The sequence below is a fragment of the Andreprevotia sp. IGB-42 genome (assembly GCF_009848685.1).
Taxonomy (GTDB): domain Bacteria; phylum Pseudomonadota; class Gammaproteobacteria; order Burkholderiales; family Chitinibacteraceae; genus Andreprevotia.
Genome location: NZ_WXTX01000006.1, coordinates 1 through 20,499 on the forward strand (window position 1 = coordinate 1; position 20,499 = coordinate 20,499).

14 protein-coding genes are annotated in these 20,499 nt (G+C 62.7%); 4 read left to right on the plus strand and 10 right to left on the minus strand.

Annotation, left to right across the window (positions count from 1 at the left end):
• Nucleotides 1–201 precede the first annotated feature (201 nt).
• Nucleotides 202–1,503, plus strand: coding sequence for an MFS transporter (locus tag IGB42_RS10480; protein WP_159671181.1), 1,302 nt, complete (start codon nt 202–204; stop codon nt 1,501–1,503).
• A 48-nt stretch (nt 1,504–1,551) separates the two neighbouring features.
• Here the strand turns inward: IGB42_RS10480 and IGB42_RS10485 are convergent, their stop codons facing one another.
• The 8 genes from IGB42_RS10485 to tsaB form a co-directional block, all read right to left on the minus strand.
• On the minus strand, nt 1,552–3,795 hold the full coding sequence (locus IGB42_RS10485) for a bifunctional diguanylate cyclase/phosphodiesterase (protein ID WP_159671184.1): 2,244 nt from the start codon (nt 3,793–3,795) through the stop codon (nt 1,552–1,554).
• Nucleotides 3,773–6,352, minus strand: a complete 2,580-nt coding sequence (locus IGB42_RS10490) for a PAS domain-containing sensor histidine kinase (protein ID WP_159671187.1) — start codon at nt 6,350–6,352, stop codon at nt 3,773–3,775. The genes IGB42_RS10485 and IGB42_RS10490 overlap by 23 nt, the downstream gene beginning before the upstream one ends.
• A 397-nt stretch (nt 6,353–6,749) precedes the next feature.
• The gene (locus IGB42_RS10495) at nt 6,750–8,057 is read right to left on the minus strand and encodes an NAD(P)/FAD-dependent oxidoreductase (protein ID WP_159671190.1); all 1,308 of its coding nucleotides are present in this window, start codon (nt 8,055–8,057) and stop codon (nt 6,750–6,752) included.
• Nucleotides 8,058–8,175: 118 nt separating this feature from the next.
• On the minus strand, nt 8,176–9,504 hold the full coding sequence (locus IGB42_RS10500) for a DUF3422 family protein (protein ID WP_159671193.1): 1,329 nt from the start codon (nt 9,502–9,504) through the stop codon (nt 8,176–8,178).
• Between the two features lie 137 nt (nt 9,505–9,641).
• On the minus strand, nt 9,642–12,569 hold the full coding sequence (locus IGB42_RS10505) for an HD domain-containing phosphohydrolase (RefSeq protein WP_159671196.1): 2,928 nt from the start codon (nt 12,567–12,569) through the stop codon (nt 9,642–9,644).
• A gap of 103 nt (nt 12,570–12,672) precedes the next feature.
• Nucleotides 12,673–13,539 carry a uracil-DNA glycosylase gene (locus IGB42_RS10510; protein ID WP_159671199.1) on the minus strand — a complete coding sequence of 289 codons (867 nt, stop codon included), beginning with the start codon at nt 13,537–13,539 and terminating at the stop codon, nt 12,673–12,675.
• A complete protein-coding gene (rimI, locus tag IGB42_RS10515; RefSeq protein ID WP_159671202.1) occupies nt 13,536–13,985 on the minus strand; it encodes a ribosomal protein S18-alanine N-acetyltransferase in 450 nt (149 codons plus the stop codon). Before rimI ends, IGB42_RS10510 begins: the two co-directional genes overlap by 4 nt.
• On the minus strand, nt 13,982–14,668 hold the full coding sequence (gene tsaB / locus IGB42_RS10520) for a tRNA (adenosine(37)-N6)-threonylcarbamoyltransferase complex dimerization subunit type 1 TsaB (RefSeq protein WP_159671205.1): 687 nt from the start codon (nt 14,666–14,668) through the stop codon (nt 13,982–13,984). The genes rimI and tsaB overlap by 4 nt, the downstream gene beginning before the upstream one ends.
• A 70-nt stretch (nt 14,669–14,738) precedes the next feature.
• Here tsaB and IGB42_RS10525 point away from each other — a divergent pair, with 70 nt between their 5' ends.
• The 3 genes from IGB42_RS10525 to IGB42_RS10535 are packed head-to-tail and all read left to right on the plus strand — an operon-like array spanning nt 14,739 to nt 18,639.
• The gene (locus IGB42_RS10525) at nt 14,739–16,532 is read left to right on the plus strand and encodes an extracellular solute-binding protein (protein ID WP_159671208.1); all 1,794 of its coding nucleotides are present in this window, start codon (nt 14,739–14,741) and stop codon (nt 16,530–16,532) included.
• Nucleotides 16,529–17,587, plus strand: a complete 1,059-nt coding sequence (locus IGB42_RS10530; RefSeq protein ID WP_159671211.1) for an ABC transporter permease subunit — start codon at nt 16,529–16,531, stop codon at nt 17,585–17,587. Before IGB42_RS10525 ends, IGB42_RS10530 begins: the two co-directional genes overlap by 4 nt.
• Nucleotides 17,584–18,639, plus strand: coding sequence for an ABC transporter permease (locus IGB42_RS10535; protein WP_159671214.1), 1,056 nt, complete (start codon nt 17,584–17,586; stop codon nt 18,637–18,639). Before IGB42_RS10530 ends, IGB42_RS10535 begins: the two co-directional genes overlap by 4 nt.
• 43 nt (nt 18,640–18,682) lie before the next feature.
• Here the strand turns inward: IGB42_RS10535 and IGB42_RS10540 are convergent, their stop codons facing one another.
• Both IGB42_RS10540 and IGB42_RS10545 read right to left on the minus strand, forming a co-directional pair.
• On the minus strand, nt 18,683–19,420 hold the full coding sequence (locus tag IGB42_RS10540; RefSeq protein WP_159671217.1) for a LytTR family DNA-binding domain-containing protein: 738 nt from the start codon (nt 19,418–19,420) through the stop codon (nt 18,683–18,685).
• 8 nt (nt 19,421–19,428) lie between these two features.
• A complete protein-coding gene (locus IGB42_RS10545; RefSeq protein ID WP_159671220.1) occupies nt 19,429–20,481 on the minus strand; it encodes a sensor histidine kinase in 1,053 nt (350 codons plus the stop codon).
• Nucleotides 20,482–20,499: the final 18 nt, after the last annotated feature.

Sequence of the window (20,499 nt, forward strand, 5' to 3'; positions counted from 1 at the left end):
CAGCGTTTCAGCCGCATCGAGGATGCGGACAGAGGCAGCCGCCGCATCGACGACGACGCGGCCGGGTTTGGCAACGGCATTCATGGTTTGCCCGCAGATCAGGGTTCAGGACAGTTGACATGTTACCGATCGGTACGTAATGTCGCAAGCAATGTTACCGACCTGTAACACGTAAAAAATGAATGCTGCACGGAGCAAAGCATGAAGCGCATCGCACACTGGGCCGAGGGCCGCGTCCACTATGGCTGGGTAGTCATCGCCATTACCTTTCTGATCATGCTGGTGACTGCCGGCACGCGTGCCACCCCCAGCGTGATGATGGTGCCGCTGGAGCACGAATTCGGCTGGAGCCGCGCCACCATTTCGCTGGCGCTATCGATCAATCTGGCGCTGTTCGGCCTGATGGGGCCATTTGCCGCAGCGGCGATGCTGCGTTTTGGCTTGCGGCGCACGGTGCTGCTGGCACTGGCGGTGCTGTCGGTGGCCATCGGCCTGTCCAGCCAGATGCAAACCACCTGGCAACTGCAGCTGGTGTGGGGCTTGATCGTCGGTTGCGCTACCGGCGCCACCGCGATGACGCTGGGCGCTACCGTCGTCAACCGCTGGTTCGTCAAGCGGCGCGGGCTGGCCATGGGCATCCTCACTGCCAGCTCGGCCACCGGGCAACTGGTGTTCCTGCCGCTGCTGGCCGCGCTGACCGAGCAACAGGGCTGGCGCCCGGTGGTGCTGGTGGTGGCGGCTGCCGCTGCGCTGATCATCCCGCTGGTGTTCTTCCTGCTGCCGGAGCGCCCGGCCACGGTGGGCGTTGGCGCCTATGGTGCGGATGACGATGCCGTACCCGCCGCGCAAACGCGCCAGAACCCGATTGCCATTGCCTTTGGCGCATTACAGCGTGCGGCAAAAACGCGCGACTTCTGGCTGCTGTTTGCCAGTTTCTTCATTTGCGGTGCCAGTACCAACGGCTATATCGGCACGCATTTCATTGCCATGTGCGGTGATTACAATCTCACGCCGGTCAAGGGCGCCAGCATCCTGGCGGCGATGGGACTGTTCGATCTGGCGGGCACCACGTTCTCCGGCTGGCTGTCTGACCGCTACAACGCGCGCATCCTGCTGTTCTGGTATTACGGTCTGCGCGGGCTGGCGCTGCTGTACCTGCCGTATGCATTCGGTTTCGGCCTGTTTGGCCTGCCGCTGTTCACCATGTTCTACGGCCTCGATTGGGTGGCCACGGTGCCGCCAACGGTACGCCTGACCACAGATCGCTTCGGCACGCAGGATGGCCCGGTGATCTTCGGCTGGGTGGTGGCCGGGCATCAGCTGGGCGCTGCATTTGCCGCGCTGGGCGCCGGAATGCTGCGCAGCAGCTTGGGCTCCTACACGGTGGCGACGTGGATTTCCGGTGGCCTGTGCATTGTCGGCGCGTTGCTGGTGCTGCGCATCAACCGTAATCCCGGCGCTACCGCAGGGCAGCCTGCATTGGCACCTGCTGCGGGAACCTGATCTTATTGGCAGGGGTCCGGCCATCGCACAAGCGCCTTGCCCGCCAGATCAACTGCTTGAACCCGTAGCCTGCGTACCGCCATTGCCAACCCACCGTAGTAGCTCATCCAGCGGCATGGGCCTGGCGTAATGAAAGCCCTGCGCCTCGCTACAGCCCAATGCGCGCAGGAAGCCAGCCTGTTCGGCGGTTTCCACCCCTTCCGCAATGGTGGTCAGCCCCATGCGCCTTCCCAGTGCAACGATGGTTTCCGCAAACATGCCACCGCGGCCATCGGCAATTTCGCTGATGAAGGCGCGATCGATTTTCAGGCAATCGATAGGCAGGTCTTTCAGCTGCGACAGCGATGAATAGCCGGTGCCGAAATCATCGATGGCAATGCGCACGCCGATGGCACGCAGCGCCGCCAGGCTGGAAATCACCACCTTGGGTTCATCCATGGCAATGCTTTCGGTGATTTCCAGCTCCAGCGCATTGGCTGGCACCCGCAGGCTGCCCAGCAACGATGCCACGCGCTCGGTCAGCCCACCCGCGCGGAACTGCGGCATGCTCACATTGACTGAAATACGCTTGGGCGCATGCTCGATATTGGCCAACTGGTGATACGCAGCACATGCCTCGCGCATCACCCAGTCGCCGATTTCCACGATCAGGCCCGAATATTCGGCCAGCGGAATGAATACCGACGGTGGTTGTACAAAACCGCTGCCATCCGGCCAGCGCAACAGCGCCTCCACGCCGACAATGCGGCTGCTGGCCAGCTCGATTTGCGGCTGATACCACACGCTGAGCTTGCCTTCGTGGAAATCCCGGCGCAGGTGGCGGATCACATCCTGCCGCCAGCGCGTGTCCGCTTCCATCTCGCGCGAGAAGCGCGCGTGCTTGCCATGCAGGTTGCGCTTGGCCAGGTTGAGCGCGATGGTGGCGCGTTTGAGCAGGCCGAAGCCGCTTTCATCGCGGCTGATCGGGCATTCGCCCAGGGTGACGGTAATGGGCAGCAGGTGTTCGCCCACTTCAAACGGGCGTGCCATCAACGTGAACAGCGCCGATGCATTGAGGCTGCTGCCGGGCCCCAACAGGCCAAAGACGTCGGCACCGATGCGGGCCAGCTTGCATTCGCCCAACCCGTCGCTTTCCAGCCTGGTGGCTACTGCCACCAGTAGCGCGTTGCCCACATCATGGCCCAGGCCATCGTTGATATCGGCAAAATGGTCGAGGTCGATCAACATCACCACATAGTCATCGCGCCCTTGGCGCATCGCGGCATCCAGTTGCAGGATGAAGTGGCTGCGGTTGGACAGTTGCGTCAGCGAATCGTGGTAGGCAGCGAAGTTGAGCTGTTCCACATGGCGCACATTGCTGAAGCAGGCCGAGATATTGGCGGCAAAGACTTCCAGCAACTGACGGTCGTTCTCATCCAGCGCGTGGCCGGTTTCAATGAACACCGCGGCATCCTGGCCGGCCCCGGTCAGGAACAGCGTGGTGTAGTGGCTGCTGAACTGGTGATGTCCCGCATCCATGGTCAGCTGGATGGCATCGCGGATATTGTGGTCGTCCAGTTTTTCCAGCGGCGCGGCAATGAAGCGGGCCAGCCGGCCGGCTGCACCCACCACATACAGTTGCTCGGTATCGTCGCCACCGGGTGAGCCACGCTGCGCACAGACGATGCCATCCAGTGGCAGTTTCAGCAGCGCCGTGACTTGGGTGAGCACGCCTTCGGCAAATTGGCTGATTGCGTGTGTTTCCATCAGGCTGGCCACTGCGCTGACGATCAGCTCCAGCCCGCGGCGGTTTTCTGCGATGGTACGGATCTGGTCATACGAGCGTAGCGCGGCGGTCAGCGCGGTGATCAGCCGCGTGCGCGTCAGCTCGTTCTTGGTGCGGTAATCGTTGATGTCGTAGTCGGTAAATACCGTCAGCTCGGGCGCATAACCCGGCTGGCCGGTGCGCAGGATGATGCGCGTTTCGCGCAGGCCCAGATGATTGCGGATGTAATCGACCAGGCGCAGGCCGGCATCATCGGTTTCCATCACCACATCAAGCAGGATCACTGCAAAATCCGTGCGCGTGGCCAGCAACTCGCGGGTTTGTGCGCCAGACATGGTGTGTACGAGCTCGAGCGGACGCCCGAGGATGAGCTGGTCGGTCAGCGTGTAGCGTGTCGCGGCGTGGACTTCCTCGTCGTCGTCGACGATCAGTACCACCCATGGCCGGCCACTCCGTACCGGTGGCGGCAGATGATCATCTTCAATCAGGCTGACCAGCGCATCATTATTGTGGGGCAGGTTGCTCATCGCTTGCGGATTCCTGGGGTAGGGGCGCCTGTTTGGGCAGGGTGATGGCAAAGCGGGTGCCACCGTGCTCGGCATCGCTCAGCTTCAACTGGCCACCCAGCACGCCATGTATCAGGTTGAAAACGATATACAGTCCAAGGCCGCTGCCGCCCTGGCCCAGCTTGGTGGTGAAGAACGGATCGAATACCCGCCGCTTCAGCGCTTCGGGGATACCGTTGCCGTTGTCCTCGTAAATGAGCTCGATCTCGCTTGCCGATGCACTGGCCGCAATGCGGATCATGCCGTCATCGCGCTGGTCGAATGCATGCTTGAGCGAGTTGGTGACCAGGTTGGTGATGATCTGTTCCAGCGGCCCCGGGTAGCTGGTCATGTGCGTGCCTGGCGGGATATCGATCTCGATGCGATGTGGCGTGTGCTTGAGCAGCGGCAGCAATGTGGATACCACTTCTTCCATGGTCTGCTTGAGATCGAACACACGCCGCCGCGTGCTGGCAGTATCCACCGCCACCTGCTTGAAGTTGTTGATCAGGTCGCCGGCGCGCTGGCTGCTTTTTTCGATCAGCGTGGCCGCTTCCTCGCACGCTTCTGTAAAGTGCTCCAGTTCGGAGCGGCGCAGCTGGTTTTCGTCCAGCAGGTGGCGGAATTCGTGCACCTTCTGCCGCAACGTGGAGGCTACGGTCACACTGTTGCCCAGCGGCGTGTTCAGCTCATGGGCAATGCCGGCCACCAGGCTGCCCAGCGAGGCCAGTTTTTCCGATTGCACCAGTTGCCCCATTGCCTGCTTGAGCTCGCGGTTGCTGCGTTGCAATGCATCGGTGCGCTCGGTCACCAGGTCTTCCAGATGATCGCGCGTGGTGCGCAGCGATTCCTCGATGCGCTTGCGCTCGGTGATATCGAGCCCGATGGTTACGATGATGATGTCGTCGTGTTCATCCAGGATGGGAAACAGCGTGGCCAGGATCACGCAAGGCTTGCCGTTGCGCCGGGTCACCAGCCACTCGCCCGGCGGCAGTGGCTGCATGCTTTGCGCCATCTGGCTGAACAATGACAGCGCATGATCGGCAGCCTCGGACGACACCATGTTGAACGACTTGAACGGCTTGCCCAGCAGTTCATGCTCCTGCCACCCCAGGATGCTTTCACTGGCCTTGTTGCAGAAGCTGAAATCACCGTCCAGTGTCAGCCCGTGGATCAGTACATCCGGCGCGTTGTCGAAAATGCCGCGCAGCAGGTTCACCTTGCTCTGCAGCGATACTTCGATGGCCTTGTGCTCGCTGATATCGATCAGCACGCCATCGATCATGCGCACGCCATGCGCATCGACAAACACCTGGTTGCGCTCGGATACCCAGTGCTGCTTGCCGTCGCGGTCGTGGATGCGATATTCCACCTCATAGCGGCCTTCGGCGTTCTGTTCCTGGTTCAACACCGCCTGCACCCGCTCGGCATCTTCGGCTGCAATCAGCTCGCGGAAGCGGTGACTGCCCAGCAGCTCTTCGGCACGGTAGCCGGTCAGCGCCTCGACGGCGGGGCTGAAATAGACCTTGCGCCGCTCGGGCGCCATCACCGCGCGGAACACCACGCCGGGTACCTGGTCGACCAGCGTGCGGTAATGCTGCTCGCTTTCCTGCATATGGCTGTGCGCCTCTTCCAGCGCTGTGGCGCGCTGCAGGCTTTGCCGGTACAGGTTGAGCATTTTCCAGATCATCAGCATCACGATCAGCGTCAGCAGGCTGCCGCCATAACGCAGCGTAGTGGCAAGCCGCTGCGCGCTGCTCTGGCGTCCGGGATAGTTGCCAAGAATGTCGCCGTAATGATGGAACCGCGAACCATACAGCTCGCCGCTGTAGGGGATGGTGAACAGCGTGCCGGGTGTAGCCGCTTCGCTGCCGTTGACGAAGGTGGGTTTGCCGCCTGGGGGGGTGACCTGCACGCGCAGCACGATGCCTTCCTGCGGGCCGGCCACGATGCGGAACAGCTCGGTGTACCTGATGATGGTCAGCATCAATGCCCGCCGGCCGTTGACGTGCTCCAGCGGGTAGCTCATGTAGGCGTAGGGCCTGTGTGCAGCGTCGAATAGCACCGGGCTGGAGATGGTGCGATTGGCGGATGGAAACGCCGTATGCATCAGCGTGGCTGCCTCGGGCACGCTGGCGAGTTCACGCCCCAGTGCCAGCGGCCCGGCCGTTTCGGTGCTGTAGACAATTTTCAACGAGCTGTTGTCGGCCGATACCAGTGCATAGGCAAGCGGAATCTGCACCGTGCTGTCACCCTGTTTGCGCAGCACGGTGGCGGCACGGTCGAACTCGTCGTGCTCTACACCGCTGGAACCGGCGAATAGCGCAGCCAAGCCGCGCAGCGTTTGCCGGCGCAGCTCCACCCAGTCGGACAGCGTCTGGCGTACACGGCCCGTATCCTGCCGGGCCAGCTTGAGCAGGTTCTCGTCGGCGGTTTTTTCAACGTGATCGGCCGCGTACAGGCACAGGCCGATCGCCAGCGCGGCAACCAGCACAGTCAAGCAACGCAACAGAAAATGACGGTAACTGCGATGTGGCATGGCCTGTTCGTGTAGGAAATACCGGAATGAACGGAAAGGAGTGTGTAATTACTTGATAAACCCCGGCGGAGGGATGAGCAAGAAGAGCTTGCTGATGAAAAAGCACCGCCTTATGCCGCAAATGTATTGCCAAGCGGGGAAACGAGCAGCAGGGCGGCTTGTACACGGTAAGAAAACCTCCCAGGGCTCAGCAGATGGGCCGGGAAATATTTACTGCCGCGCTTGCAGGGCAGTCGTGCCGGGCACAGCTGGCCCGGCAACGGGCAAAGGATGGCTGCCCGAGGCTGGCACGGGCTGTACCAAGGGCGCACGAAGCCTGGATAACAGCCGTCGGCCTACCGGCAGGCCGGCAGCGGCGGGGCAGGCTGGTACCGCAGTCGCTGCGGGCGGTGCTGGATCAGTGCAGCTTGAGCGTGGGCTGGGCTGCGCGGCGCAATTTGTCGCCTATCCACAGCAATACCGCCAGTATCCAGCCGTGCACTGCCGCCTGGTGCAGCCGGTACAGCGATGCATAGATCAGCTTGGCGCCGCGCCCTTCCACGTAGTAATCGCGCTTGGGGCCGACCACCGATGCCAGGCTGGCCACTGCGGTATGCTTGCCGATGGAAACGATCACGCCCTGGGGGCGGAACTGGAATGGCTTTACCGGCTTGCCTGCCTGCAGCGCTGCCAGCGTGCCCGCCAGCCAGCTTGCTTGCTGATGTGCAACCTGCGCGGTGGCAGGCAGCGGCTTGCCGCCATCGCCATCCGGCGTGCTGGCACAATCGCCCAGCGCAAAGATGTGCTTGTCGGTCAGCGTCTGCAGCGTGCTGGTGACTTCGATCTGGTTGAGCTTGTTGGTGTTGAGCCCTAGCGTGTTGAGCCAGTCGGCGCCTTTCACGCCGGCAGCCCACACCCGGATATCCGATGCGATGGTGCGCCCGTCCGCCAGCACGAAACCGCTTTCGTTCACTTCGGCCACGCGGCTATTGCACGCCACCAGGATGCCGCGTTCGGACAGGGCGTCCGTTGCATACTGCGACAGCGATTCCGGCGCGGTGGCCAGAATGCGCTCGGCCCCCTCGATGATGGTGATTTCCAGCTGCGCAGGCGTCAGCTCCGCGCCGTATTGATGCATCTCGCGGATGGTATGGTCGATTTCTGCTGCCAGCTCCACGCCGGTGGGGCCACCCCCGACGATGCCGATATTCAGCTTCTGCACCGGGTTGCCCGAAGCGCCCACGGCAAACGATTGCGCAAGGATCTTGCGGCGCAGTTTCTCGGCATCATCCGGCGTATTGAGGAACATGCAGTGCGTATGTGCGCCCATGGTGCCGAAGTCATTGGCAATGGCGCCCAGCGCCAGCACCAGCGTGTCGTAGGGGACCTCGCGTGCTTGCGCCAGCACTTCGCCATCGGGGCCGATCACATCGGCAATGCGCACCACCTTGCGTTCACGGTCCAGCCCGCTCATCCAGCCGAATTCGAAGCGGTAGCCGTTGCGGTGCGCGTGGCCGAAGTAATTGACTTCGTCTTCGCCGGTATTGAGCGCGCCGGTGGCCACTTCATGCAGCAGCGGTTTCCAGATATGCGTGGATGCACCATCGACCAGCACGATCTCGGCGCGTTTTTTCGCACCCAGGCGCCGGCCCAGCGTTGTTGCCAGTTCGAGCCCACCGGCGCCACCGCCGACAATCACGATACGGGGAAGACCTGCTTTCGCCATGATGCTGCTCCACGCTGATTGAATGCTTGCAGCATGCCATGGCCGGCGCCATGCCGGTAGGCAACTCTTGCCGTATTGCCGCGCATTGCGCCGGCATGCTGGTGTTGCTGACAGCGCATCAGCCGTGTTCGGCCAGTAATGCGTTACGCATGCGGCGCAAACCCAGCGCGATCAGCAGTGCCACCACCGGTATCGCCAGTGCGGTTGCCAGCTCCACGTTCAGATGCATGCCGGCGGCCTTCAGGCCCTTGAAGCCATATCCCAGCAGGCCCACGGTGTAATAGGTGATGGCGGCGATGGACAGGCCCTCTACGGTTTCCTGAAGCCGCAGTTGCAGTGTGGCGCGGCGTTCCATCGAGGTCAGCAGCGCCTGATTTTGCTGCTCGTGCGTGATGTCCACGCGGGTGCGCAGCAGCGCCGTTGCCCGGCTGACCCGCGCCGCCAGTTCGCGCTGCCGGCGCGCTACCGTTACACAGGTATCCATGGCAGGTGTCAGCCGCCGTTCCATGAATTGCTGGAATGGCTGCAGCCCCTGGATGCGGTACTCGCGCAGCTCGGCAATGCGGCTTTGCACGATCTCGTAATACGCATGCGTGGCAGAAAAACGGAAATCGGTGCGGGACAGCGCGCTCTCGATGCGCGCGGCCAGTTGCGTCAGCCGGTCCAGCAGCACCGGTTCGTCCGTCTGCTTGGCGTGCGACATGGCGCTGGTCAGCTCGGCCAGTTCCCGGTCGGCCTCGGTCAGTTCCGGTGAAATCGATTTGGCCAGCGGCAGTGCCAGAAACGCCATCATCCGGTAGGTATCAAGCTCGAACAGGCGCAGCAGCATGCGCCCGCCCTGGCGGCGGCCCATGTAGCGATCTGCTACCAGGTAGCGCGAAAAACCATCTGCATGGATCAGGAAGTCGGTATACGCGCTGCCCGATCCCTCGCCGATCTCTGCACCGATCAGGTCGTTGCCCCGGAAATAGCGGGCAGCGATGGCAGGCGCGCCAATCGGCAATGCGCTGTGCGGCACCAGCAGCGCATGCGCAGCCACCAGCAGATTGCCCGGCAATTGTGCCAGCCACTCGGCGGGCAATTCTGCCAGTGCGGGTCTTGCAAACGGATCGCGGAACGGATCGGCTTCCAGCCCGGAGGCAATCAGCGTCAGCGCAGAGAACTCGCTGTGGCGCGTCCAGCGCAGCCGGCATGGCCCCAAGTCCACGCTGAAATGGTTGTCGCCGGGTTTGGGCGGTACCTGGCCGAAGCGTAGCGCCAGCTCGCCATACAGCCACAATTCCTGCGTGGGGCTGAGGTTGCGGTGCAGGTAGGCAATATAGGTAATGCGGCTGGGTGTGGGGATCAGCGCATAGGGCCTGGCATGCGCTTCGTCGCTGATGACCCGGCGTTGCGGGTGATCATTGAGCTTGATCTCGAACGTAGCGGCGGTGGTGATGGCGTCCATGGCGTACTCCTTGCGGGAATCACGCCCCTTATCCTAGGCCCGTTTCTTGATCTATTGTGCGTTGCAACATCATTTTTGCTAAAACGCAACAGCATCCTATGCACGCAAAGCCCGCACGGCTTGGAAACGGCTGCCGTTCACGCGGCATCGCGCCAGATGTAGTCGTTGATGTGTACTGCGTCGATCTGCTCCGGTTTAAGATAGCGGCTGGCGTATTGCATGAAGATGCCGCTTTCCAGAAACAGCGTGAACAGCTCGGGGTCGATATGCCCCTCACGCTGCATGCGGTCCATGATGGTCAGCGACTCGGTCAGCGTCTTGCCTACCTTGTATGGGCGGTCTATCGCGGTCAGCGCTTCGAAGATGTCGGCAATGGCCATCATGCGCGCTTCCACGCTCATGTCCTCGCGGCGCAAGCGCTTGGGGTAGCCGGTGCCATCCATTTTTTCATGATGGCCGCCGGCCACTTCAGGCACCCGGCGCAAATGCCGTGGCAGCGGCAGGCTGTTGAGCATGATGATGGTCTGCACGATGTGATCGTTGATGGTGTAGCGCTCTTCCGCAGTCAGCGTGCCACGCGTGATCGACAGGTTGTACAGCTCGCCACGGTTGAACTTGTGCTCGGGGGTTTTCAGCTTGAAGCCCCAGGGATTGGGTTCGGGCATGATTTCATTGGCATTGCGTGCAATCAGGTGCTCGGGCTTGTCGGCCAGCAAGGGCTCTTCCACCGGTAATGTGGTATCCGCTGCAGCCGGCTTGCGCTGCTTTTCCGACCACGACAATCCCAGCGTATCGTCCAGCGTGCGCAGCCAGCGCCGCTGCGCGATCTGCTGCAACCGCGCCAATTTGTCCGCAGCCATGAATTCGCCGCCCGTATTGCACTCTGCCACGAAGGCAAAGTCGTCATCCAGCGCCTGGATGGCGGCGTTCCGGCTTGCCGCCAGCGCAGCAGCATCGCCGCCATTCGCCACCCCCTGCCAGTACGCGACATCCGCATCGCGCTTGAGTACCTCGAAGCGTGTGCGGATTTCGTGGATGCGGTCGTACATGGTTTCCAGCTTGGTGGCCTTGTCGACCACATATTCTGGCGTGGTGACCTTGCCGCAATCATGTAGCCAGCAGGCAATGTGCAACACCTCGCGATCTTCCTCATCCAGCCGGTAGTCCTTGAACGGGCCGTGTGCCACCTCGTGCGCAGCTTCCGCCAGCGCCTTGGTCAGTTCGGGCACGCGCTGGCAGTGGCCGCCGGTGTAGGGGCTCTTGGCGTCGATGGCACCTGCGATCAGGGTGATGAAGCAATCGAGCAACGCTTTCTGCCCCTGCAGCAGGCGCTGGTTGTCGATAGCCACTGCGGCGGTGCCGGACAGCGCCTCCACAAATGCAACCTGCTCGGCTGAAACCGCATTGTGCCCGCTGGGCAGGAACAGGCACAGCACGCCGATCAGTTCGCCAGCGCGGTTGGTCAGTGGCGGAGCGATCAGCTGCACGTGCGTGGTGCCGAAGTGCGTATCGATATATTGCAGTGCCGGCGAACGTGGTGAGGTCAGCACCAGATTCTCCGTGCGTCGCTCCTGCACCGCCTGCACCAGCGGATCGGCGGTATCGCTGAGCGGAATGCTCGCCAGTCCGTCCACGCCGGTTGCTTCGTCTTGCCAGCGCATTGCAGCAGGCACGAGGCAGGCGCCTTGCTCGTCAAGCAGGTAAATGGCGCCCCCTTCGGCGCCGGCTGCGCCCAGTGTCTCCGCCAGTACACGGTCCATCAGCCGCTCGAAGCGCGTCTCTGCCGCCAGGTTCTGGCTGATGTCCAGAAAGCGCCGGATCGTGCGCTTGAGCTTGCTCACCGCATCAGCAAGCTCGGCCACTTCCTTCACGCGCGAATGCGCGGGCATGTCGCCATCGAACTCGAAGCGGTGGATGCGTTGCGCTTCCCGCGTGAGGTTGCGCAGTTGCCCGGCGATATGCGCCGACAGCATCCAGATCAGCGGCAAGGACAGCGCCACGATCAGCAGCGTGGCCAGCAGCGTCTTGTTGCGCACCGCGCGCGCCTCGGCAAACAGCTCGTCAGTTGGCGCGGCAATCGCCAGCCAGGTGAACGAACCATTGGCGCTGCCGACTGGCAGCAAGGTGGTCAGCCATTCACGCCCACCCCCATCGCGGTATTGCCTGGTTGCCGAAATGACCGCTTTACCGGCAGGCAACAGCTGCTTGAGGATGGGCGCGCCGAGATCATCCAGGCTGGCAGGCCGCTGGCCACCATCGGCGTCGGGCTCGGCAACCAGCAGCTTGTGGCTGTCCGGGTAGGCCAGCAGCCGCCGCTGGTCGTCAAACAGCGCCAGTTCGGCCGATACCGTGGGTTTGCCATCAGCCAGCGTGGCGGACAGGCGCGTCAGTGTCAGTGTGGCCGCCACGATAGCCTGGCCATCGCCGCTGCGCCGTACGAAAGCCAGGCCTAGCTCGCCAGTGGTGAAGGTGGCAAACGGATCAGTACGGATCAGTCCATCCTGCGCTTGTGCCAGCTTGTACCAAGGACGCACGCGCGGATCGTAGCCATAGTCGGGGCGCGGCTGGTTTTTCAGCAGTTGCAGCCCGGCGGTGTAGAACAGGTAGCGCCGGTCTGCTTCCTTGCCGGCAGTGTGGTCTACCGATTGCACCACGTAGGCGGCACCGGGCGGGGCATCGACACTGTGGCGGGTGAGATCGTCATCCAGCGGGCGGAACAGGAAGAAATCCCCGTCCGCACGCCCCACGTACAGGCTCACCGATTGCGGGTTGGCGTTGAGGATTTCACGCATCATCTCCAGCCCCTGCAGCCGGGTGGCCAGGGTGCCGGCGCTCACCAGCGGTTGCCGGGACAGCAGATTCACCATCGCGCCGGTAGGGCGGTACAGCCGTTCCAGGCTGGCGGCCATTTCACGCGCGGTACGGGCAAAGTCGTCCTGTGCCTGCTTGAGTGCGGCACTCTGGCTCTGGTGATAGACGTAAAAGCAGATTCCCAGGCCGGTTGCCAGGATAAGCGCGGTGAAAAGTGTGGCGATATGCAGCCGTAACGGAAAGCTGTGCTGCATTCTTGCTGTGGCTGCCGGCATGGTTCACCCGTTTCGCTATGCTGTGCTTTATTCACTCAGCATAGCTGCGTACCCCTCCAAAGGCAGCCGGATCAGCGCGTTTTCAGCTTACGTTGGCGCGTGCGCTGGCAATGGCCTGCTGCAACAGCAACAGGTCACGCCAGGCCTTGGCTTTATCGGGCAGATTGCGCAGCAGATAAGCCGGGTGGTAGCTGACCACCACCGGAATATGCCGGTAGCTGTGCACCTTGCCGCGCAAGGCGCCGACCGGCGCGTCGTTCTCCAGCAGCGTCTGGATCGCGAAGCGGCCGCTGGCAAAAATCACCTGCGGCTGCAGCAGCTCGATCTGGCGGCGCAGCAGCGGCGCGCATTTGGCTACTTCTTCCACGCCGGGGTTGCGATTGCCCGGCGGGCGGCACTTCAGCACGTTGGTAATGAACACCTGCTTGCCGCGTTTTTCGCCCACTGCTGCCAGCATATTGTCCAGCAGCTTGCCGGCAGCACCGACGAAGGGCTCGCCACGCTTGTCTTCCTCTGCACCCGGTGCTTCGCCCACCACTAGGATATCGGCTTCCAGCGTGCCCACGCCAAACACCGTCTGCGTGCGGCTATGGCACAGCGCACACGCAGTACAGGCAGCCACTTCCTGCTGCAGCGCCGCCCAGTCCAGACCGGCGATGCGCTCGGTGCGCGCATCGTTGACCACCTCGATCTTCAGGCTACTGACGGGTTTGGCCGCCGGATTGGGAATGACCACCACGGGTGCCGGCGAGCGCTTGACCGGCGCAGGTGGCGCAACCGCTTCAGCGGCAATTTGTGCTGGTGCTGGACTGGCCGCTGTTGCGGCATGGTCGTGCATTTGTTCTGCAGCCAGCGCGGCATTGGCCGCTTCGATTTCCGCCAACCTGTCGCGCCGTATCCATACGGTGCCCAGGCCCAGCGCATCGAGCACTCTGGCGGTACGGCTCATGCCGCTGCGCTCAGGTAGAACGCATACAGGTGCGCATCTTCACGCCCGCCTGCACACGGATAATAATTGCGGCGCTGGCCGATCTCGTTGGCACCGGCAGACTGGTACAGCGCTTGCGCACGCTGGTTGCTGGCACGCACTTCCAGAAACATTTCCCGCACGCCTTCAGCAGCCAGTTGCCGCAGCACGCCATCCAGCAGCGCGCGGCCCAGCCCCTTGCCCTGCTGTGCGGGGGCGATGGCGATCATCAATAGCTCGGCTTCATCGAGTACGCGGCTGAACACCGCTGCGCCGCCCAGTTGCCCGCCGGCATCGCGAAAGCCCACCGTGTGCTGCTGGTTCAACGTGTCGCGCCACAGTGGTGCCGTCCACGGATGGATATTGGTGGCCGCATCGAGCGCAACCAGTGCATCCACATCGGCCAGGCTCAGCGCTTCCAGCTTCATTTCTTCACCCGCTCGTGGGTTTTGAGTGCCACCTTGTCACGCAGGTAAACCAGCGGCGCATCATGGGGCGGCACGGCTTCACCGGCGGCAAAACGCGGCAACGCCAGCGCAAGGATTTCCGCCGCACGCGGAAACAATGCCGGCAAGGTATCGCTGACCTGCGTACCCAGGCGCGCGGTCAGCGCCTCGCCATAGGCGGCAAAACCGCTGCCCAGCCCGATCCAGCCATCCGTATCGGGCACCGGTACTGCATCGGGGTCCGCCAGTGTGGGGGCGATCACTTCTACCCAGCCGGTAGCGCTACGGCGGTAGGCTGCGCAATACACCTGGTTCATCCGCGCATCCAGGCAGGCATACGCCAGTTGCTGCGCCTGTGGGCATTGGGCTGCCAGCGCTTCCAGCGTGGAAACACCCAGCAGCGGCACGCCCAGGCCGAACGCCAGCCCTTGCGCGATGCCACATGCGATGCGCAGGCCGGTGAACGAGCCGGGGCCCATGCCGTAGGCAATGCCCTTGATCTGGCTGCGTGCAACACCGGCTTCGGCCAGAAAGGTTTCCAGGTAGGGCAGTGTGTGTTCGGCATGGCGCTGGCCGGCATGCCAGTCGCGCGCGATCACGCCGTCCGGGGTGGATAGCGCCAGGGACAGGTGTTCGGTCGAGGTATCGAGGGCAAGAAAAGTCATGGGTGACGCGGATGAAACAACCCGGCGATTCTAACACGCCACGCGCGCCAGCCTCGGCTATGATCCGGCCATGCGCGTGCTCTTCTTCCTGTTGCTGCTTGCCAGCCTTTTTGCCAGCCCGTCTGCCATTGCCGAACATGCAATCGCGCTGGGCTATACGCCAAAGTATCCGGCGGGTTTCAGCCATTTCGATTATGTGAACCCGGCAGCGCGCAAGGGCGGTGAGCTGCTGATGGCCAACCCGGACCGGCGCACCAGTTTCGATACCTTCAATCCGTTCATCCTCAAGGGTACCGCGCCTGCTGGCGTGGCAGACCTGATTTTCGAGAGCCTGACCACCGCCAGCCTGGACGAACCCGCAACCTCGTATGGTTTGCTGGCGGACGATATCCGGGTGGCGGCGGATGGCCTTTCGGTGGTGTTCCATATCAACCCGAAAGCGCGCTTCCATAACGGTGATGCCGTGACCGCTGCGGATGTGAAATACAGCTTCGAAACGCTCAATGGCAAGCTGGCTGCGCCGCAGTATGCAGCTGCGCTGGTGGATGTCACCAGATCGGAAGTGGTGGATAAACAGACCATCCGCTTCGTGTTCAAGCGCAAGAACCCCGAGCTGCCGCAACTGGTTGGCGCGCTGCCGGTGTTTTCCCCGAAGTGGGGCGATGGCACGCCGTTCGACAAGATCGGCCTGCAAGCCCCCGTCGGCAGTGGCCCGTATCGCATCGGCCCGTATGACGTGGGTCGCCAGCTCACGCTGCTGCGTGATGGCGGCTACTGGGGGCGCGAGCTCCCGGTGCGCCGCGGCATGTTCAATTTCGACCGCCTGACCTGGCGCTTCTACAAGGATGATCTGGCGCGGCTGGAGGGCTTCAAGGCCGGCCAGTTCGACTTCAATGTTGAAAATATCTCGCGCAGCTGGGTGCGCCTGTACCACGGCCCCAAGTTTGCCAGCGGCCAGATCATCAAGCGCGATTTCATCCATCACAACACCGCCGGTTTCCAGGGCTTCATGCTCAATACCCGGCACCCGCTGTTTGCCGATGTGCGGGTGCGGCGCGCGCTGGGGCTGGCACTGGATTTCGACTGGTTGAACCGGCAGCTTTTCTACAACCAGTACGTGCGTACCGACAGCTTTTATTCCAACAGCGATCTGGCTGCCACCGGCACTCCGGGTGAGGCGGAGCTGAAACTGTTGGCCCCGCTGCGCAAGCAGCTGGACCCTGCGGTATTCGGCCCGGTGCCCATGCCGGCATCGACCTCGCCACCCCGCTCCCTGCGCGCCAACTTGCTGGCCGCGCGTGATCTGCTCGCGCAGGCAGGCTGGGTGTACCGCGACGGCGCACTGCGCAACCAGCGCGGTGAGCCGTTCGTATTCGAATACCTGGATGACAGCCCCGCCATGCAGCGCGTGGTGACGCCATGGATACGCAATCTGCAGAAGCTGGGCATCGGCGTGCGTATCCGCAGTACCGATTACGCGCTGTACCAGAAACGGCTGGATGGCTACGACTTCGACGTGACCACGCTGCATTACTCGGATACGCAAAGCCCCGGCAACGAGCTGTACGATTATTTCTCCAGCAAGGCATCGCGTACCAATGGCTCCAGCAACGTGGCCGGTGTGCATGACCCCGCGGTGGATGCGCTGATCGACGACGTTGTGCGCAGCGAGCTGCGCGCCGAGCGCGTGACGGCCGTGCGGGCGCTGGATCGCGTATTGCGCCACGGCTATTACACCATTCCGCACTGGTACAGCCGCACGCACCGGGTTGCCTACCAGAAAACGCTGCAGTTTCCCGCCACGCTGCCGCTGTACTACAGCCCCGCCAGCTGGATCGTCGCAACCTGGTGGAAGCCACAATGATCCGCTACCTGCTCAAACGCTTGGCACTGATGGTGCCCACCCTGCTGGGTATCCTGTTGCTGAGCTTTGCCGTGATCCAGTTCGTGCCGGGTGGCCCGATCGAACAGCTCACATACCAGATGAAGGCACGCGGCGGTGGCGGGGAGGCCGCCGGTGGCGGTGGGGGCGGCGTGCTCTACCAGGGCAACAAGGGGCTGGACCCGGAGCGGCTGGCGCAGATCAAGGCCGATTACGGTTTTGACCGGCCAGCGTGGGTGCGTTTCGGCCTGATGCTCAAGCGCTATGCCACCTTCGATTTGGGCGAGAGCTATTACCATCACCAGTCGGTATGGTCGCTGATTGTTTCCAAGCTGCCGGTATCGATCTCGCTGGGGTTGTGGACGTTCTGCCTGACCTATCTGATTGCAGTGCCGCTGGGGGTGGCCAAGGCGGTGCGTCACGGTAGCCGCTTCGATGCGGTTACCACGCTGGTACTGATGGCGGGCTACGCCATTCCCGGCTTCGTGCTGGGTGTGGTGTTGCTGGTGCTGTTTGGCGGCGGCAGCTTCTGGCAGATTTTCCCGCTGCGCGGCTTGACCTCGGATAACTGGGCGCAACTCTCCCTGCTGGGCAAAGTCGCCGATTACCTGTGGCACCTGGTGCTGCCGGTAACGGCGATGGTAGTGGGCAGCTTTGCCACCATCACCGTGCTGACCAAGAACAGCATGCTGGAGGAAATCCGCAAGCAATACGTGCTGACCGCCCGCGCCAAGGGCCTGAGTGAAACCGCCATCCGTTACCGCCATGTATTCCGCAATGCGCTGATTCCGCTGGTTACCGGCTTCCCGGAGGCCTTCATCGGTGCGTTCTTCACCGGCGCGCTGCTGATCGAAACGCTGTTCTCGCTCGATGGCCTGGGTTTGCTGTCGTATGAATCGGTGATCCGCCGTGATTACCCGGTGGTGCTGGGTGCCTTGTTCCTGTTCTCGCTGATCGGCCTGTTTACCAGGCTGCTGTCCGACCTGTGCTATGCGCTGGCAGACCCGCGGCTGCGTTTCGAAGGGGCACCGGCATGAGCGCAGTCGTGATCAATGCCGGCCCGTGGCGGCGTGCCTGGCTGCGTTTCAGGGCACAGCGCCTTGCCTATGTCAGCCTGTGGCTGCTGGCGATCCTGCTGGTGCTGAGCTGCGGCGCCGAGCTGCTATCCAACGACAAGCCACTGGTGGTGCGCTATCAGGGCCAGACCTATTACCCGCTGTTCAAGGATTATCCGGAAACGGTGTTCGGCGGTGATTTCCCCAGCCCGGCCGATTTTCTCGATCCCTTCATCCAGCAGCGTATTGCAGAAGGTGGCAACTGGGCGCTGTTCGCGCCTAACCACTACGGCCCCAATACACTCAACTATTTTTCGCCCAGCCCCAATCCGGCGCCGCCATCCGCAGTCAACTGGCTGGGAACCGATGACCGGGGCCGCGATATCCTGGCGCGCCTGCTGTATGGCTTTCGCGTGTCGCTGCTGTTTGGCCTGGCGCTGACCGTGGTGGGCTGCGTGGTGGGCATTTTCTTCGGGGCGTTGCAGGGCTATTTTGCCGGCAAGGTGGATCTCACCATGCAGCGGCTGATCGAGGTATGGGCTTCCGTGCCCGAGCTGTACCTGCTGCTGATCCTGGCATCGATGTTCGAGCCCAGCCTGCTGGTGCTGTTCGTCATCCTGTCGGTGTTCGGCTGGATGGGCTTGTCCGATTACGTGCGCGGCGAGTTCCTGCGTAACCGCAACCTCGAATACGTGACTGCTGCGCGTGCGCTCGGGCTGAGCGACTGGCAGATTATCCGTCGTCACCTGCTGCCTAACTCGCTGACCTCGGTGATCGCCTTCCTGCCGTTCCGCATGAGCGGCGCGGTGCTGGCGCTGACGAGCTTCGACTTTCTTGGCCTCGGCGTGCCGCAAGAAGTGCCGTCACTGGGCGAGTTGCTGGCGCAAGGCAAGGCCAACCTGGATGCGTGGTGGATCTCGCTGCCCACCTTTGCCGTGCTGGTGGGCATGCTGCTGTTGCTGGTATTCGTGGGTGAGGGCCTCCGCGCCGCGCTGGACCCGCGTGCCAATCCGGTGGCAAAAGCGGGTCTGTAAAACGTTGCGACGGCCCCCGGCAACTGCGGCGCCATAACCTTCGTCACATCTGCTTGAACTGCCCGGCGTAGCTGCGGCTGATCACGAAGGCTTCATCGCGCACACGCAGGTATAGCCGCAGCCGGCCCAGCAGGTCGCGCTCGATGCGATCAACGGCGGGCAGGCTCACGATCACGCTGCGGTGGATCTGTGCAAACCGGCCAGCCGGTAACTGTGGCAGCAGGGTCTTGAGCGACGTGCGCATCAGATGGCGTTCGTGCAAGGTCACCACTTCGGTGTATTTGTCGCTGGCTTCGAAGTAGATCACCTCGTCGATGGCAACCAGCCGTGTGGTATCGGCAAGGCCCACGGTCAGCCAGTCCAGCGTTTTGCCTGTTGCGGGTTGCTCTGCCTGCTGCAGCGCTGTCTGCCAGTTGGGCTGGCTTGTGCTGTTGCGCTGCAGCTTGGCGATGCAGGCAGCCAGCCTGCCAGGTTCCAGCGGCTTGAGCAGGTAGTCGACTGCGGCGGCGTCGAACGCGGCCAGCGCATAGGCATCGTAGGCGGTCACGAACACGATGCGGGTATGTGCGGGGGCATTTTTGGCCACGTCCAGCCCGGTCAGGCCCGGCATGCGGATATCCAGAAAGGCGTAATCAGGTTGCTCGCGGTTCAGCGCTGCAAGCGCTTCGGCGCCATGCCTGGCCCGGCAGATGATTTCGAGTTCCGGCCACAGCATGCCAAGCTGGCTGCCGATTTCTTCCAGCAGCAGCGGTTCGTCATCGGCGATCAAGGCGGTAGGCATGCGTTCTCTCAATGGCTGCGGCAGGGCAGGATCAGTTCGGCAATCACGCCGGACGGTGCATTCGCGTACAGTGCCAGTCGCCCGGCTGCGCCGTAGAGCCGGTGCAGCCGCGCGCGGATATTGGCAAGGCCCACGCCATCGCCACTGGCGTTCTCGCACAGCCCCAAGCCGCTATCGTGCACGCGCAGGACCAGCATGCCGTCTTGCTCGTGCCCTTCGATGAGGATTTCACCGCCGGCCACTGCCGGCTCGATGCCGTGTTCCAGTGCGTTTTCCACCAGCGGTTGCAGCAACAGCGGTGGCAGCAATACGGTATGCAGCGATTGCGGCAGATCGATGCGGTAGCTCAGCCGTTCGCCCAGGCGCATGCGGGCAATTTCCAGCAAGGCGCTCACCAGTTGCAGCTCCTCGGCCAGTGTATTGGTAGGCTGGCGGGTACGGGTAAGGCTGGCGCGCAGATAGCGGTTCAGTTGCTCCAGCATGGCGCGCGCGGCGGTCGGGTTGCGCTCGATCAGGCTTTGCACATTGGCCAGCGTGTTGAACAGGAAATGCGGCTCGATTTGCGCCTGCAGCAAACCCAGCTGGGCAGTGGCCTGCGCCTCTTCGGCCTCGGCGCGCTGGCGGCGTTCGGTTTCCAGCGCGATGCGTGCTTCAACCCCGCGGTGATACACGTAGAAGAAACCGGATGCTGCAAAAGCCAGCAACACCACGCTCAACAATACCCAGCGCCCGGAGGTGGAAAAGTTGGTCAGACCAAAGCTGACCACATCGGCCGTACCCAGCAAGGTAGCAAACTTGAAACCACACAGCATGCCCAGCGGGGTGGCCACCAGGAAATGCACATAGTTGGGCAGCCGCCCACGCGCCAGCCATTTGAGCCCATGCCCGATCAGATCGATGGAGAAGCCCACCGCATTGCAGATGATCAGGTATTGCCACAGCGGCATGCGGCCATCTGATGCGGTCAGGATGAGCGCGATCAGGTTGTTGACCAGCAGCAGCAGGCCCAAGTCTTTCAGGGTACGGCCGCAAGGCAGGATTTGCAGGGCAGTTTTGTGCATCAACGAGGGGTCCATATA